Genomic DNA, 14,373 nt, shown 5'->3' with positions numbered 1-14,373 from the left:
ACATCAGCGGCCCTAAGCGGCCTTGCGCCCCTGCCGCCCAGCGGCCACTTTGCGCGCGATGTCTGAACTGATTCCCGAACCCTACCGCGTTCTCGCGCGCAAATACCGTCCGCAGGGCTTCGATACGCTCATCGGGCAGGATGCGATGGTGAAAACGCTGGCGAACGCCATTGCCAGCGACCGACTTGCCCATGCGTTCCTGCTGACCGGCGTGCGCGGGGTGGGCAAGACCTCGACCGCGCGGCTGCTCGCGAAGTCCCTGAACTGCATCGGGCCGGACGGCGAGGGCGGGGCGACGATCAGCCCGTGCAACGTCTGCGAGCCGTGCGTCGCGATCTCCGAATCGCGGCACATCGACGTGATTGAGATGGACGCGGCCTCGCGCACGGGCGTCGACGATGTGCGCGAGATCATCGAGGCGGCGCGCTATGCGGCGGTTTCGGCGCGCTACAAGATCTATATCATCGACGAAGTGCACATGCTGTCGCGCAACGCCTTCAACGCGCTTTTGAAGACGCTGGAGGAGCCGCCGAGCCACGTGAAGTTCATCTTCGCGACGACGGAAATCCAGAAGGTGCCGGTGACGGTGTTGTCGCGCTGCCAACGCTTCGACCTGAAACGCATCCCGACCGAACTGCTCGCGTCGCACTTCGGCGGCATCACCGCGAAAGAAGGCGCCGAGATCGAGGACGAGGCGCTGCAGCTGATCGCGCGCGCAGCCGAAGGTTCGGTGCGCGACGGGCTCTCGATCCTCGACCAGGCGCTCGCGCACGGCCATGGCAAGGTGGCCGCGCAGGACGTGCGCGACATGCTCGGGCTTTCCGACCGCAGCCGCACGCGCGAGCTTCTCGCCGCGCTGATCGGCGGGGACGGCAAGGCCGCGCTCGACAACCTCGCCGCGCAATATGCGCTCGGCACCAGCCCCGATGCGCTGTTCGAAGCGCTGCTCGAACTCGTCCACGGCGTCACCCGCGCACAGGTGACGGGCGCGCCCGACGCGGCGATGTCCGAAGAGGAGCGCACCGCCGTTTCCGACTGGGCGGCAAGCCTCGGCGCCCCGGTTCTGCACCGGCTGTGGCAGCTTCTGCTCAAGGGGCTTTCCGAAATCCGCAGCGCGCCGATGCCGATGCAGGCGGCCGAAATGGCGCTGCTTCGGATCATCCACGCCTCGACGCTGCCCGATCCGGGCGACCTCGTGCGCCGCCTGCTCGCCGAGCCGCGCGGGGAGGGGAGCGCGCCGTCCGCGCCCACCGAACTACGACCGCCGCCGCCGTCGGCACCTTCGGCGTTCAAGGCGGCGCCGCGCGACTTCAAGGCGTTCGTGAAGATGTTCGAGGACGGGCATGAATCGGTGCTCGAAACCATCCTCCACGACCGCTGCCAGCTGCTGCGCTACGCGCCGCCGACGATCGAACTGAACGCCGGGGACGCGCCCGCCGACTTCGCCTCGCGGCTCGGTGCGTGTCTGAAGGAATGGACGGGCGAGCGCTGGACGGTGACGCTCACCACCTCGCCCGGAATGCCGAGCCTGAAGGCGCAGGCCGAAGCCGAAGCGGCGGCGAAGCGGGCACGCGTTATGGCCGATCCGGCAGTGCGCGCGGTGTTCGAGGTCTTCCCCGACGCTGAACTCGTCGACTATGAGATCGACGACCCAACCGAAACCGAATCATCAAGGAGCGCGCAGTGAAGAACCTTCAGGACATCATGAAGGCCGCGCAGAACGTGCAGGAAGAGCTGCAGAAGGCGCAGGCCAAGCTCGATACCATCGAAGTGATGGGTACAGCCGGCGGCGGCCTCGTGAACGTGCGCGCCAGCGCCAAGGGCCGCATTATCAAGATCGACATCGATCCGTCGCTGCTCGTGCCGGACGACAAGGAAATGCTGGAAGACCTGCTCGCCGCCGCGTTCAACGACGCGCGCGCCAAGGCGGACGCTGCCTCCAACGAGGAAATGCAGAAGATGCAGTCGGCGCTGCCGCTGCCGCCGGGCTTCAAGCTTCCGTTCTAGTTTTCCCGCCGCGCCGCAATCGACGCGCGAAGTTGGTTTGCCGCGATCTCCCGCGCCTTTTCGCGGGGGAGCCCGAGCGCGGCAGCCATCGGCCCTCCAAGGAGCGCATTTCCAAGCGCGGTGAGCACCAGCGACAGCGTCTGCTCCGCGATCGGGGCGTCAGCGGTGTCATGGCCTTCGCCGAGCTTGTCGACGAGGCGGTGGATCGCCTCCAGGATCGGGTTCAGCGCGTCTTCGTTTCCCGAAAGCACCATCCAGCTCGCGAGCGCGCCGCCGCCGCGATCGAACGCGTCGAAGGTGAGGTCCACCACCTCGCGCGGGTCGTTGCCTTCCGCGCGGGCGCGCAGCACGGCCTCGCCGATTTGTGCCGTCACCGAGTCCGCGAGCGATTCGATGAGCGCCTTCTGCAGCCCCGCCGCCGATCCGAAATGGTGCAGCAGGTTCGCGTGCGTGCGCCCGATGCGGCCCGCCACGGCTTTCAGCGTCACCGCCTGCGGCCCCGCCTCGATCAGGATTTCACGCGCGGCCTGAACCGCGGCGGCGCGGCTGTCTTCGGGGCTCAGTCTTTTCCGTTGTATTGACATTGGTGTAAGTAAAGCCCATTCTGTGCACCGAGGAGCACTGCAATGACCCGTGAAAAAACGCCTGCGGATCTGACCATCACCCCCCGAGACCGACGCTTTGGACGCGGCCTGAGGCAGGATCGGTGGTGGATGCGCGGCGATCCGATTGCAACGGCTTTCTACAATGCGCTTTCTGTCACCTTCCCGCGCGGCGAGGCCTTTTTCGTGGAAAGCGTCCGCGCCTTCCGCGACGGCGTGCCCCCGAAGCTGGAGCGCGAAATCAACGCCTTCATCAAGCAGGAGGTGATGCACAGCCGCGAGCACGTGTCGTTCAACAAGCGCGTGGCGGAAGCGGGCTACGAGATCGGGCACCTTGAGGACGTCGTCGTCGAATCGCTCGAAATGACGAAGGACCGCCCGCAGATCCTGAACCTCGCCGTCACCATGGCGCTTGAACACTACACCGCGATCATGGCGCAGCGGATGCTCGGCGACATCGATTACTGGAAGGATGCCGACCCCGCGCTCGTCGCGATGTGGAAGTGGCACGCGATCGAGGAGATCGAGCACAAGGGCGTCGCCTACGACACCTGGCTCCACGCCACGCAGGGTTGGTCGCGCTGGAAGCGGTGGAAGATCAAGGCGATCATGATGCTGCTCGTCAGCAAGGAATTCTGGAAGAAGCGCTTCCAGGGGATGCTCTACCTTTTGAAGCAGGACGGTATCGAAGGGCCGGGCGCATGGGCGCGCGTCCTGTGGTTCTGGTTCGGCAGGCCGGGCGTGGTGCGGAAGCTGGTGCCCGCGTGGGCGGCATTCTTCCTGCCCGGTTTCCACCCGTGGAACCACGATGACCGCAAGCTCATTGCGCTTGCCGACAGCGACTATGCCGACGCCGTGATACCGGGAGCCGTTGCGGCTTAGCGCACCTGCGCGCGCACCCACTGCACATAGGGAGCGGGGGCGTGTTCGATCGGCCAGACGGCGACGGCCGGGTTCTCGTATCCGTGCACCTCGCCGAGCCGTTTCGCCAGAACCTCTGCGCAGCCCGCCGTGGTCTTGAACAGCACGGCGACCTCGTTTGCTTCCTCCACCTTGCCCTGCCAGCGATAGATGGAAAGCGTGGGACCGAGCACGTTGACGCAGGCGGCGAGGCGTTCCTCCACCATCTGGCGGCCGATGCGCGCCGCGCTTTCTGCCGAAGCGAAGGTGACGTAAACGCTGACGATGCCGCTGCTCATGCCGGTTCCACCCGAAGACTCGAACGCTGTTCGCTGTAAATAATCGGCGGCTCGTTGACGTTCCGTTGCAAGGAATGGTCAACGCTTTAAATGCTTGCGCATGTGATAATGTTACATTATATCCTCGCGCCATGCAGGACCGTTTCAACCTCTGGATCGACAAGTCGGCGATCGGCCTTTCGGGGCTGTGTCTCCTGCATTGTCTTGCGACGACGCTCGTCATCGCGCTGCTTTCGGTCGGCTCGACCGGCTTCTTTCAGCACGATATCCACAAGATCGGCCTCGCGCTCGCGATTCCGCTTGCGGTCATCGGGCTCGGGCGCGGGGTTTTCCGGCATCGGCGCTGGGTGGTGATCGCGCTTGGTCTCGTCGGTATCGGTTTCATGGCCTTCGCGCTCACGATGAAACACGGCAATGCCGAACTCGGCTTCACAGTGCTGGGCGCTGCGTTCGTCGCCTGGGCGCACTGGCTCAATATCCGCTGCCTGCACGGCGGAACTTGCCGCGAAGGCTGCGGATGCCCATAATCGGGGCATGGCGACCAAGCACAAGCATCACGAACCGCACGGCGAGAGCCTGACGTCGGCCGCCGCCGGCGCGCTTACGGCGGCTGGCGAGCAGTGGACGGATATGCGCGCGAGCGTGTTCGCGGCGCTTGCAGATTTTGATCGCCCGGTTTCCGCCTATGACGTCGCGGAGGCGGTTTCGAAAGCACGCGACAAGCGTGTCGCGGCGAACAGCGTTTATCGCATCCTCGACCTGTTCGTGGCGACCAATCTCGCCAAGCGAGTCGAGTCGAAGAACGCCTATATCGTCAATGCGCACCCGGAATGCGTCCACGACTGCATCTTCCTCGTCTGCGACGCCTGCGGGGGCACCACGCACCTCGACGACGATTCGCTGAGCGAAAGCGTTCGAGAACGTGCGCGTCAGGCCGGTTTCAGGCCGGTGCAGCCCGTTTTGGAAGTCCGCGGAACATGCGCAGGCTGCGCCTGACCGCCGCACCGCAATCGACAAGACGACGCCGCAAGGCTAAGAAACAAAGACATTCCACTTGGGGGATTCCTTGACCAACCCGCCGAACACGCCGCTGCTCGACACGGTCAAAGACCCGGCAGACTTACGGAAACTTGCGCCATCGCAGCTCCGGCAGCTGGCGGGCGAAGTGCGCGCCGAGATGATCGACGCCGTGAGCCAGACGGGCGGCCACCTTGGCGCCGGGCTCGGCGTCGTCGAGCTGAGCGTCGCGCTCCACTACGTGTTTGATACGCCGCGCGACCGGCTGATCTGGGACGTCGGGCACCAGGCCTATCCGCACAAGATCCTCACCGGCCGGCGCGATCGGATGCGCACGATCCGGCAGGGCGGCGGGCTTTCGGGTTTCACCAAGCGCAGCGAGAGCGAATACGATCCGTTCGGCGCGGCGCACAGCTCCACCTCGATCTCGGCGGCGCTCGGCTTTGCCGTGGCGAACAAGCTGTCGGGCGCGCCCGGAAAGGCGATTGCGGTGATCGGCGATGGCGCCATGTCTGCGGGCATGGCCTATGAGGCGATGAACAATGCGGAAGCCGCCGGCAACCGCCTCGTCGTCATCCTCAACGACAACGACATGTCGATCGCGCCGCCGGTGGGCGGGCTTTCCGCCTATCTCGCGCGGCTCATCTCCAGCCGCGAGTTTCTCGGCCTGCGCGACCTCGCGAAGCGGCTTGCGCGGAAGATGCCGCGTCCGCTGCACTCGGGCCTCCGCAAGGCGGACGAGTTCGCGCGCGGCATGGCGACGGGCGGCACGCTCTTCGAAGAACTGGGTTTCTACTACGTGGGGCCGGTGGACGGGCACAATCTCGATCACCTGCTCCCGGTGCTCGAAAACGTGCGCGATGCCGCCGAAGGGCCGTGCCTGATCCATGTCGTGACGAAGAAGGGCAAAGGCTACGCACCTGCCGAAGCCTCGGCGGACAAGTATCACGGCGTCACCAAATTCGATGTCATCACCGGTGCGATGGCGCCCGCAAAAGCTGGCCCGCCCAGCTATACAGGCGTGTTCGCCAAGGCGCTGATGGCGGAGGCCGAGCGGGACGACAAGATCGTCGCGATCACCGCAGCGATGCCGTCGGGTACCGGTCTCGACAAGTTCCAGCACAAGTTCCCGAGCCGCAGCTTTGATGTCGGCATCGCCGAACAGCACGCCGTCACCTTCGCAGCGGGCCTCGCCGCGCAGGGGTATCGGCCGTTCTGCGCGATCTACTCGACCTTCCTGCAGCGCGCCTACGATCAGGTCGTGCACGACGTCGCGATCCAGAACCTGCCGGTGCGCTTCGCGATCGACCGCGCGGGCCTCGTGGGTGCGGACGGTAGCACGCACGCAGGTTCCTTCGATGTCACCTATCTCGCCACGCTGCCGAATATGGTGGTGATGGCGGCGGCGGACGAGGTCGAACTCGTTCACATGGTCCACACGGCCGCGCTCCACGATGATGGCCCGATCGCATTCCGCTATCCGCGCGGAAGCGGTGTCGGCCTCGCGCTCCCGGAAACGCCGGAGCGGCTGGAGATCGGCAAGGGCCGTATTGTCCGCGAAGGCCGCAAGGTCGCAATCCTGTCGCTCGGCACCCGTCTCGGCGAAGCGCTGAAAGCGGCGGACGAACTCGATGCCAAGGGGCTCTCGACGACGGTCGCCGACCTCCGCTTCGCAAAGCCGCTCGACGAAGCGCTGATCCGCAAGCTCGCCGCCACGCACGACGTGGTGGTCACGGTGGAGGAGGGCGCCATCGGCGGGCTCGGTGCGCATGTCCTCACCATGGCATCGGATACCGGCCTGCTCGATGCGGGCCTCAAGATCCGCACCATACGCCTGCCGGACGTGTTCCAGGAGCAGGACAGCCCGGAAAAACAGTACGCCGAGGCGGGACTCGACGCGGCAGGCATCGTGAAGACGGTGCTCAGCGCGCTTCGACACAATAGCGCGAACGTCACCGAGGGCGCGCGGGCCTGACAACGGCCGATGCCCAAAACTCGCATTGATCAGCTTCTCGTCTCGCGCGGGCTCGTGGAGAGCCGGGCGAAGGCACAGGCGCTCATCATGGCGGGGCTGGTGTTTGTGGGCGAGCGCAAGGTTGCCAAGGCGGGGGAGGCGGTCGCTGAGGATGCGGCGCTCGAGGTGCGCGGCAAGGATCATCCGTGGGTCTCGCGGGGCGGGCTCAAGCTCGAAAAGGGGCTCGGCCATTTCGGCATCGATCCCGCGGGGCGGGTCGCGATGGATGTGGGTTCCTCGACCGGCGGTTTTACCGACGTTTTGCTCACGCGCGGCGCGGCGAAGGTCTATGCGGTCGACGTCGGCACGAACCAGCTTGCGTGGAAGCTGCGGCAGGATCCGCGCGTCGTGGTGCTCGAAAAGACCAATGCGCGGTATCTGACGGCGGAGCAGATACCCGAAAGCGTCGACATCATTGTTTGCGACGCCAGCTTCATCGGCCTTGCCAAGGTGCTGGAAACGCCGCTTAAATTCGCCGCGCCGGGCGCCCGGCTTGTGGCGCTCATCAAGCCGCAGTTCGAGGCCGGCCCAGCCGAGGTCGGGAAGGGCGGCGTCGTGCGCGAACCTGCCGTCCATGCCCGTGTCTGCGCCGAGGTGGAGGCGTGGCTCGGTGCGCTGCCCGGCTGGCGTGTGCTCGGGATTACCGAAAGCCCGATCAAGGGGCCGGAAGGCAACATCGAGTTCCTGATCGGCGCGGTGCGGGAAGCGCCCGCCTCCTAAGCCTTGCCACCTTACGCGGGCCTGCGTATAGACCGCCGCCGAAGCCGCCGGGGTCACCCCTTGGTGGACCTGCGGGCGTGGCGAAACTGGTAGACGCGCCAGATTTAGGTTCTGGTGTCGAAAGACGTGGGGGTTCGAGTCCCTTCGCCCGCACCAGACTTTGGCCAAATACTTGGGTTCTTGAACGAAAGCCGACTGACGAAATGCAGATTGCCGAGAAGACGAACGAAGGCCTGAAGCGCCAGTACGAAGTCACGATCCCCGCCAAGGATCTCGAATCGCGCATCGATGCCCAGATCACGCAGGTCTCCGGCCAGATTCGTATGCCCGGCTTCCGTCCCGGCAAGGTTCCGAAGAACCTCGTGAAGAAGATGCACGGCGAAGCGATGCACGGCGAAGCGCTGAACAGCGCGGTGCAGGAAGGCGTGCAGAAGCTCGTTGCCGACAAGCAGCTGCGCCCGGCCATGCAGCCGTCGGTCGCGCTCGCGGACGACTACGCGCAGGGCAAGGACGTCGTGTTCACGGTCGAGCTTGAAGTGCTCCCGGAAATCACGTCGGTGAACATCGAGGGCATCGCGCTCGAAAAGCTCGTCGTTGAGCCGAGCGATGCGGAGATCGAAGACGCGCTGAAGCGCTTTGCGGACCAGCAAAAGCGTTTCGACGCCGCGCCGAAGACCTACAAGGCGCAGACGGGCGATGTCGTCGTCATGGACTTCGTCGGCACGGTCGAGGGCGAGGAGTTCGAAGGCGGCAAGGGCGAGGGGATGCAGATCGAGATCGGCTCCGGCCGCCTCATCCCCGGCTTCGAAGACCAGCTTGTCGGCGTCAAGGCGAACGACAAGGTGAAGGTCGAAGTGAACTTCCCCGAAGATTACAACGTCGCCTATCTCAAGGGTAAGCCGGCGGTGTTCGACGTGCTCGTCACCGAAGTGCGCCAGCCGCAGGAAGCCGCGATCGACGATACGCTCGCGACCAACCTCGGCCTTGAGAGCCTCGACAAACTCAAGGAAATCCTGAAGGACCAGATTTCCGCCGAGCTGCAGGGCATGACCCGCACGCACCTGAAGCGCAAGCTGCTCGATCACCTCGCCGCGAACCACGATTTCGACGTGCCGCCGACGATGGTGGAGGCCGAGTTCGGCCAGATCTGGGCGCAGCTGGAGCACGAGGCGAGCCATGAGGCGGACCCGGCCGCCGCGGTTGCCGAGCTTGAGAACGACAAGGACGAGTATCGCCGCATCGCCGAGCGCCGCGTGCGCCTTGGCCTGCTCCTCTCCGAAATCGGTCAGAAGGAAGGCGTGAACGTCACGCAGGCCGAGATGAACCGCCTGATCGGCCAGGAAGCCGCGCGCTATCCGGGCCAGCAGCAGCAGGTCGTGAAATATTTCCAGGAAAACGCCATGGCCGCCGCGCAGCTCCGCGCGCCGCTCTATGAGGACAAGGTCGTCGACGTGCTCCTCGGCAAGGCCGAACTGACCGAGCGCAGCGTCAGCCGCGAAGACCTGCAGCAGGCGATCGAGGACGACGACGAGACGCCGACCGGTCACGTCCATGGCCCGGGCTGCGGACACGACCATCACGACCACGATCACGCGGATGGGGAGGGCAAGCCTAAAAAGGCTGCCAAGAAGACGGCGAAGGCGGCAGACGCCGAGCCGAAAGAAGACGCGGTGAAGGCCGAAAAGAAGCCCGCCGCCAAGAAAACGGCTGCAAAGGCGGAAGCCGATGCGGAACCGGAGAAAAAGCCAGCGAAAAAGGCCCCGGCCAAGAAAGCCGCGAAGGCCTGAACCGAGCGAACTGACGCCGGGGGGCGGCCATGCCGACCCCCGGGCTTCCTTCGCCTCCACTTCGCCCACTTGACAGCGGGCGCGCCTGTGCCGACCTATCCCGTTATCGGAACAGACAAACGCCCGCGAAGGACACTCATGATCGATCCCGTCAGCAGCCTCACGAACGCTCTCGTCCCCATCGTCATCGAGCAGTCGAACCGGGGCGAACGCAGCTTCGACATCTATTCGCGGCTGCTTCGGGAGCGCATCATCTTCGTGACCGGGCAGGTCGAGGACCACATGGCGTCGCTCATCACGGCGCAGCTCCTCTTCCTCGAATCGGAAAACCCGAAGAAGGACATCTTCATGTACATCAACTCGCCGGGCGGGGTCGTCACGGCGGGCATGGCGATCCATGACACGATGCGGTACATCCGCCCGCGCGTGGGCACCGTGTGCATCGGCCAGGCCGCTTCGATGGGGGCTTTCCTCCTCGCGGCCGGAGAGCCGGGAATGCGGATGGCCATGACGAACGCGCGGATCATGGTCCACCAACCCTCTGGCGGCGCTCAGGGGCAGGCGACCGACATCGAGATTCAGGCCCGTGAAATCCTGCGCATCCGCTCGCGCATGAACGAACTGATGGCGAAATATTCCAAGCAGCCGATCGAGACGATCGAGTCTGCCGTGGAGCGCGACAAGTTCATGTCGGCCGATGAGGCCAAGGCATTCGGCCTTATCGACGATGTGTTCGAAACACGCCCGTCGCCCGCCGACGAGGAAGCCAAAGCGGCGTGAACAGGCTGGCCGCCCGTTCACGTTCCGTTGAGCATGGCGGCGCTATATATTTCGGGAATGTGACTGCATTGACCATTGAAGCGGCGTGTGTGCGCGCTAGGATGGCAGGCGGCAAAGAAACCGGCGCGGAGGCCGGAAGAGGCGTTTTATGACCAAGCTCAGCGGCGGCAGCGACTCCAAGAATACGCTCTACTGCTCTTTTTGCGGGAAGAGCCAGCACGAGGTCAGGAAGCTGATCGCGGGGCCGACGGTGTTCATCTGCGATGAATGCGTCGAGCTCTGCAACGACATCATCCGCGAGGAAACCAAGGGTGCGCTCGCCAAGAAAAGCGACGGCAGCGTGCCGACGCCGCGCGAGATCTGCGACGTCCTCGATGATTATGTGATCGGACAGGCGCAGGCGAAGCGCGTGCTTTCGGTCGCGGTGCATAACCACTACAAGCGGCTCAACAACGGCGCCAAGGGCTCCGAGATCGAGCTGGCGAAATCGAACATCCTGCTCGTCGGCCCCACCGGCTGCGGCAAGACGCTGCTCGCGCAGACGCTCGCCAAGACCTTCGACGTGCCGTTCACGATGGCCGACGCGACGACGCTGACCGAGGCGGGCTATGTCGGCGAGGATGTCGAGAACATCATCCTGAAGCTGCTGCAGGCGAGCGACTACAACGTCGAACGCGCGCAGCGGGGCATCGTCTATATCGACGAGATCGACAAGATCAGCCGCAAGGCCGACAACCCCTCGATCACGCGCGATGTCTCGGGCGAGGGCGTGCAGCAGGCGCTCTTGAAGATCATGGAAGGCACGACCGCGAGCGTTCCGCCGCAGGGCGGCCGCAAGCACCCGCAGCAGGAGTTCCTGCAGGTCGACACCACGAACATCCTGTTCATCTGTGGCGGCGCCTTCGCGGGCCTTGAACGGATCATCGCGGACCGTCTGCAGGGCAAGTCGATCGGCTTCGGCGCTTATGTCGCCGCGCCGGACGAACGCCGCACGGGCGAGGTGCTGAAGAACTGCGAGCCGGAAGACCTGCTGAAATTCGGTCTGATCCCCGAGTTCGTCGGCCGCCTTCCGGTGATCGCGACGCTTGAGGATCTCGACGAAAAGGCGCTGATCCAGATCCTCACCGAGCCGAAGAACGCGCTCGTGAAGCAGTATCAGAAGCTGTTCGAGATGGAGAACGTGAAGCTCGCGTTCACCGACGATGCGCTGATGGCGATCGCGAAGCGGGCCATCGAGCGCAAAACCGGCGCGCGCGGCCTGCGCTCCATCATGGAAGGCATCCTGCTCGATACCATGTTCGACCTGCCGAGCTTCGACGATGTCGATGAGATTCGCATCGACAAGGATGTGGTCGGCGGGAACAAGGAGCCTGTGAAGGTCTTCGCGAAGAAGACCAAGGAGAAGGTCTCGGGCGACGCTGCCTGAGCCGTTTGACGATCGTAGAGGCAGCCGTTCCGGCTTCCTTGTAGCTCGATTTTACCGAGCATTGTGGCTTTTGCGTAACAGGTAATAACCTATTGATCTTTATGGGATATTGCCTGTGCCGCAGTCACGTCCGTACAAACTGCCTGTAATATCCCCTTCAAAGCCGTGGCGGGTTGCTGCAATGCACAATCCTGTCACCGGTCTGTAAAACTTGATGGTCATCAAGCGCCCGCGCAAGCGGCAGGGTCCGCCGTCGGCGCGGCCGTCCAGTGCCAGTATTCATTCAAGGGGATATTCCAGATGAGGTCCATGCTTCTCCGCAGTGTTGGGGTGGCGGCATTCTTGCTGCCCGCAACCGCGCTCGCCCAGTCCACCGGCTCGATCGACTTCGATGACGATGTGATCATTGTGACCGGATCGGTATCACGCGATGTCGCGGGCGTGATCATACCTGATACCCCGAAGGCCAAGGGCGTGCTTACACAGGAAGTGATCGAGCGGCAGAACCCCGGCCAGACGATCCTCGACACGATCAACACGCTGCCGGGTGTCAACTTCCAGAACAACGACGCCTATGGCTCCTCCGGTGGTACACTCAACATCCGCGGCTTCAACAGCCAGCGGGTCAGCCTGACGCTGGACGGCGTTCCGTTGAACGATTCGGGTGGCTACGACATCTATTCGAACCAGATGATCGACCCCGAACTGATCGAACAGGTCAACGTCAACCTCGGCACCACGGACATGGACAGCCCGACGGCCTCGGCGACCGGCGGCACGGTCAACGTCCGCACACGCGCCCCAAATGAAGATTTCGGCATCCACGTTTCCGGTTCGGCGGGTGAGTTCGAGTTCTTCCGCGTGTTCGCCGCCATCGATACTGGCGCGTTCACGTCGTTCGGAACGCGCGCCTTCATCTCCGCGAGCCGCACGACCAACGACAATCCGTTCAACAACTACGGCAAGGTCGACAAGAAGCAGATCAACGGCCGCATCTATCAGCCGCTGGGGGCCGAGGGTGATTTCGTCTCCATCGCCGGCCACTACAACGAGAACCGTAACAACTTCTTCGGTTCACTGCCGCTGCGTTGGGACGAAGATCGCGAGGTCGGCAGCGGTTCGAGTAATCGCTTTCCGAGGAACAAAGACGAACGCGAATACGACATCAACTATCCGTGTCAGGTCAACACGGTCGCAACACCCGGCGTCGCCGATTTGACGAATGGTTGCGGCACCGAGTTCGACCGCCGTTACAATCCTTCGAACACGGGCAACATCCGCGGGTCTTCGCGCTTCACGCTCTCGGATGGACTGGTGCTGACGGTTGATCCCAGCTTCCAGTACGTGAAGGCCAATGGCGGCGGCACAAGCAATGCGCGCGAGCGGCTGAACAACGGCCTCGCCGGTTATATGGGCGGCCGTCCCTATTTCGGAATGGACCTGAACGGGGACGGTGATCTTCTGGATGAAGTCAGCGTTCTGACACCGAGCCAGACGCGCACCAACCGCATCGGTGTCATCTCCTCGCTGCGTTACGACATCAACGAGTTCCACACTGTCCGTTTCGCTTACACTTACGACCGCGCCCGCCACCGGCAGACCGGTCAGGTCGGCTTGCTGCAGGGGAATGGCGAGCCCGTCGACGTGTTCCCGATCAACGATCCGCTGGTCGACGTGAACGGTACGGTCCTGATGAAGCGCGACCGCAAGTCGTATGCGATCCTGAACCAGTTCTCGGCCGAATATCGCGGCGAGTTCTTTGACGCGCTGACCGTGAACCTCGGGCTTCGCGCGCCGTTCTTCAAGCGCGAGTTGAACCAGTATTGCTTCACGACATCGGCCAACGGCTTCGTCGATTGCTTCGGCAAGGATTCGCCGGTCAACGACGACTATGCGGCCGCCAATCCGACCGTGTCGCCGCCGCAGTCGCGCACGTACAAATACGACAAGCTGCTGCCGAACCTCGGCGCGATCTACGACTTCACGCCGAACATCAGCGCCTTCGCCAGCTACGCGAAAGGCCTCTCGGTGCCGAGTACCGACCAGCTCTACAACTCGCTGTTCTTCGGGGCGGACGTGGAGGGCATCAAGCCGGTGCCGGAAACGACCGATAGCCTCGACCTTGGCCTGCGCTACAGGTCGGGGACAATCCAGGCGCAGATCGCCGGCTGGCTGACCAAATACAAAGATCGCGTGGCAGAGGCCTATGATCCTGAACTGGAGCGTTCTGTGTATCGAAACCTCGGCAAGGTCGACAAGCGGGGTATCGACGCCAGCGTCGCTTGGCAGGCACTGCCTGAACTGCAGTTCTATGTCTTCGGATCGCTGAACGACTCGGAGATAAAGAGCGACTTGCAGACCGGTCCCGATACCTTCGTGGAAACCAAGGGCAACCGCGAATCCGGCTCCGCGTCCTACAGCTACGGCGGTACGGTTCGCGGTACGCTGGGTCCGGTCGATGTCGGCGTGACGGCCAAGCGCACAGGGCCGCGCTACCTGTTCGACACCAACCTGCCCCTCGTGCTGGGCGGTGTGGAAGTGTTCCCGGCCAAGGCGCCCGCATACACGCTGGTCAACCTCGATGCCCGCCTCAACCTGGAATTCCTGGGTCTTAACGACAAGACCTTCTTCCAGTTGAACGTCTACAACCTGTTCGACGAGTTCTATGTCGGCGGTTTCGGCGGCGGCCTGCAGCAGAGCAGCAGCGCACCGTTCGTGCAGATTGGCGCCCCGCGCACGATCAGCGGCACGGTCACGGTCGCCTTCTGATTTCAGCCGTGTAATCGACAGGGAAAGGGCGGGCTCGGCGGGTCCGCTCTTT

Annotated in this window: 13 protein-coding genes and 1 tRNA gene; 12 read left to right on the top strand and 2 right to left on the bottom strand. The window is 64.0% G+C overall.

The window, feature by feature from the left end:
- Positions 1 to 58 precede the first annotated feature (58 nt).
- Both AAC014_RS16530 and AAC014_RS16525 read left to right on the top strand, forming a co-directional pair.
- Entirely contained in the window at positions 59 to 1,687 is a 1,629-nt protein-coding gene (locus AAC014_RS16530) for a DNA polymerase III subunit gamma/tau (protein WP_339710688.1), read from the top strand.
- Positions 1,684 to 2,007, top strand: coding sequence for a YbaB/EbfC family nucleoid-associated protein (locus AAC014_RS16525; protein WP_121049349.1), 324 nt, complete (start codon positions 1,684 to 1,686; stop codon positions 2,005 to 2,007). Before AAC014_RS16530 ends, AAC014_RS16525 begins: the two co-directional genes overlap by 4 nt.
- Here the strand turns inward: AAC014_RS16525 and AAC014_RS16520 are convergent.
- Positions 2,004 to 2,591, bottom strand: coding sequence for a TetR family transcriptional regulator (locus AAC014_RS16520; protein ID WP_339710684.1), 588 nt, complete (start codon positions 2,589 to 2,591; stop codon positions 2,004 to 2,006). The genes AAC014_RS16525 and AAC014_RS16520 overlap by 4 nt on opposite strands.
- 42 nt (positions 2,592 to 2,633) lie before the next feature.
- On the opposite strand from AAC014_RS16520, the gene AAC014_RS16515 reads away from it, so the two are divergent.
- Positions 2,634 to 3,491, top strand: a complete 858-nt coding sequence (locus AAC014_RS16515) for a metal-dependent hydrolase (RefSeq protein WP_339710681.1) — start codon at positions 2,634 to 2,636, stop codon at positions 3,489 to 3,491.
- Here AAC014_RS16515 and cutA read toward each other — a convergent pair.
- Positions 3,488 to 3,808, bottom strand: a complete 321-nt coding sequence (gene cutA / locus AAC014_RS16510; RefSeq protein WP_339710678.1) for a divalent-cation tolerance protein CutA — start codon at positions 3,806 to 3,808, stop codon at positions 3,488 to 3,490. The two genes, AAC014_RS16515 and cutA, sit on opposite strands and share 4 nt — an antisense overlap.
- 131 nt (positions 3,809 to 3,939) lie before the next feature.
- On the opposite strand from cutA, the gene AAC014_RS16505 reads away from it, so the two are divergent.
- The 9 genes from AAC014_RS16505 (at position 3,940) to AAC014_RS16465 (ending at position 14,321) form a co-directional block, all read left to right on the top strand.
- A complete protein-coding gene (locus AAC014_RS16505; protein WP_339710675.1) occupies positions 3,940 to 4,335 on the top strand; it encodes a MerC domain-containing protein in 396 nt (131 codons plus the stop codon).
- A gap of 7 nt (positions 4,336 to 4,342) precedes the next feature.
- On the top strand, positions 4,343 to 4,804 hold the full coding sequence (locus tag AAC014_RS16500) for a transcriptional repressor (RefSeq protein WP_339710672.1): 462 nt from the start codon (positions 4,343 to 4,345) through the stop codon (positions 4,802 to 4,804).
- 70 nt (positions 4,805 to 4,874) lie between these two features.
- Positions 4,875 to 6,800 (top strand): 1-deoxy-D-xylulose-5-phosphate synthase, encoded by a 1,926-nt coding sequence (gene dxs / locus AAC014_RS16495; RefSeq protein WP_339710669.1) that lies wholly within the window; start codon positions 4,875 to 4,877, stop codon positions 6,798 to 6,800.
- A gap of 9 nt (positions 6,801 to 6,809) precedes the next feature.
- A complete protein-coding gene (locus AAC014_RS16490) occupies positions 6,810 to 7,559 on the top strand; it encodes a TlyA family RNA methyltransferase (protein ID WP_339710666.1) in 750 nt (249 codons plus the stop codon).
- Between the two features lie 71 nt (positions 7,560 to 7,630).
- Positions 7,631 to 7,715, top strand: a tRNA-Leu gene (locus AAC014_RS16485).
- A 47-nt stretch (positions 7,716 to 7,762) separates the two neighbouring features.
- The gene (gene tig, locus AAC014_RS16480) at positions 7,763 to 9,346 is read left to right on the top strand and encodes a trigger factor (protein ID WP_339710664.1); all 1,584 of its coding nucleotides are present in this window, start codon (positions 7,763 to 7,765) and stop codon (positions 9,344 to 9,346) included.
- A gap of 138 nt (positions 9,347 to 9,484) precedes the next feature.
- On the top strand, positions 9,485 to 10,126 hold the full coding sequence (clpP, locus tag AAC014_RS16475; RefSeq protein WP_339710662.1) for an ATP-dependent Clp endopeptidase proteolytic subunit ClpP: 642 nt from the start codon (positions 9,485 to 9,487) through the stop codon (positions 10,124 to 10,126).
- A gap of 148 nt (positions 10,127 to 10,274) precedes the next feature.
- Positions 10,275 to 11,552, top strand: a complete 1,278-nt coding sequence (clpX, locus tag AAC014_RS16470) for an ATP-dependent Clp protease ATP-binding subunit ClpX (protein ID WP_339710661.1) — start codon at positions 10,275 to 10,277, stop codon at positions 11,550 to 11,552.
- A gap of 300 nt (positions 11,553 to 11,852) precedes the next feature.
- Positions 11,853 to 14,321, top strand: coding sequence for a TonB-dependent receptor (locus tag AAC014_RS16465; protein WP_339710659.1), 2,469 nt, complete (start codon positions 11,853 to 11,855; stop codon positions 14,319 to 14,321).
- Positions 14,322 to 14,373: the final 52 nt, after the last annotated feature.

This window comes from uncultured Sphingosinicella sp. (assembly GCF_963974575.1).
Taxonomy (GTDB): domain Bacteria; phylum Pseudomonadota; class Alphaproteobacteria; order Sphingomonadales; family Sphingomonadaceae; genus Sphingosinicella.
Note: the sequence above shows the minus strand (reverse complement) of the source record. Positions and strands in the feature narration are given on the sequence as shown.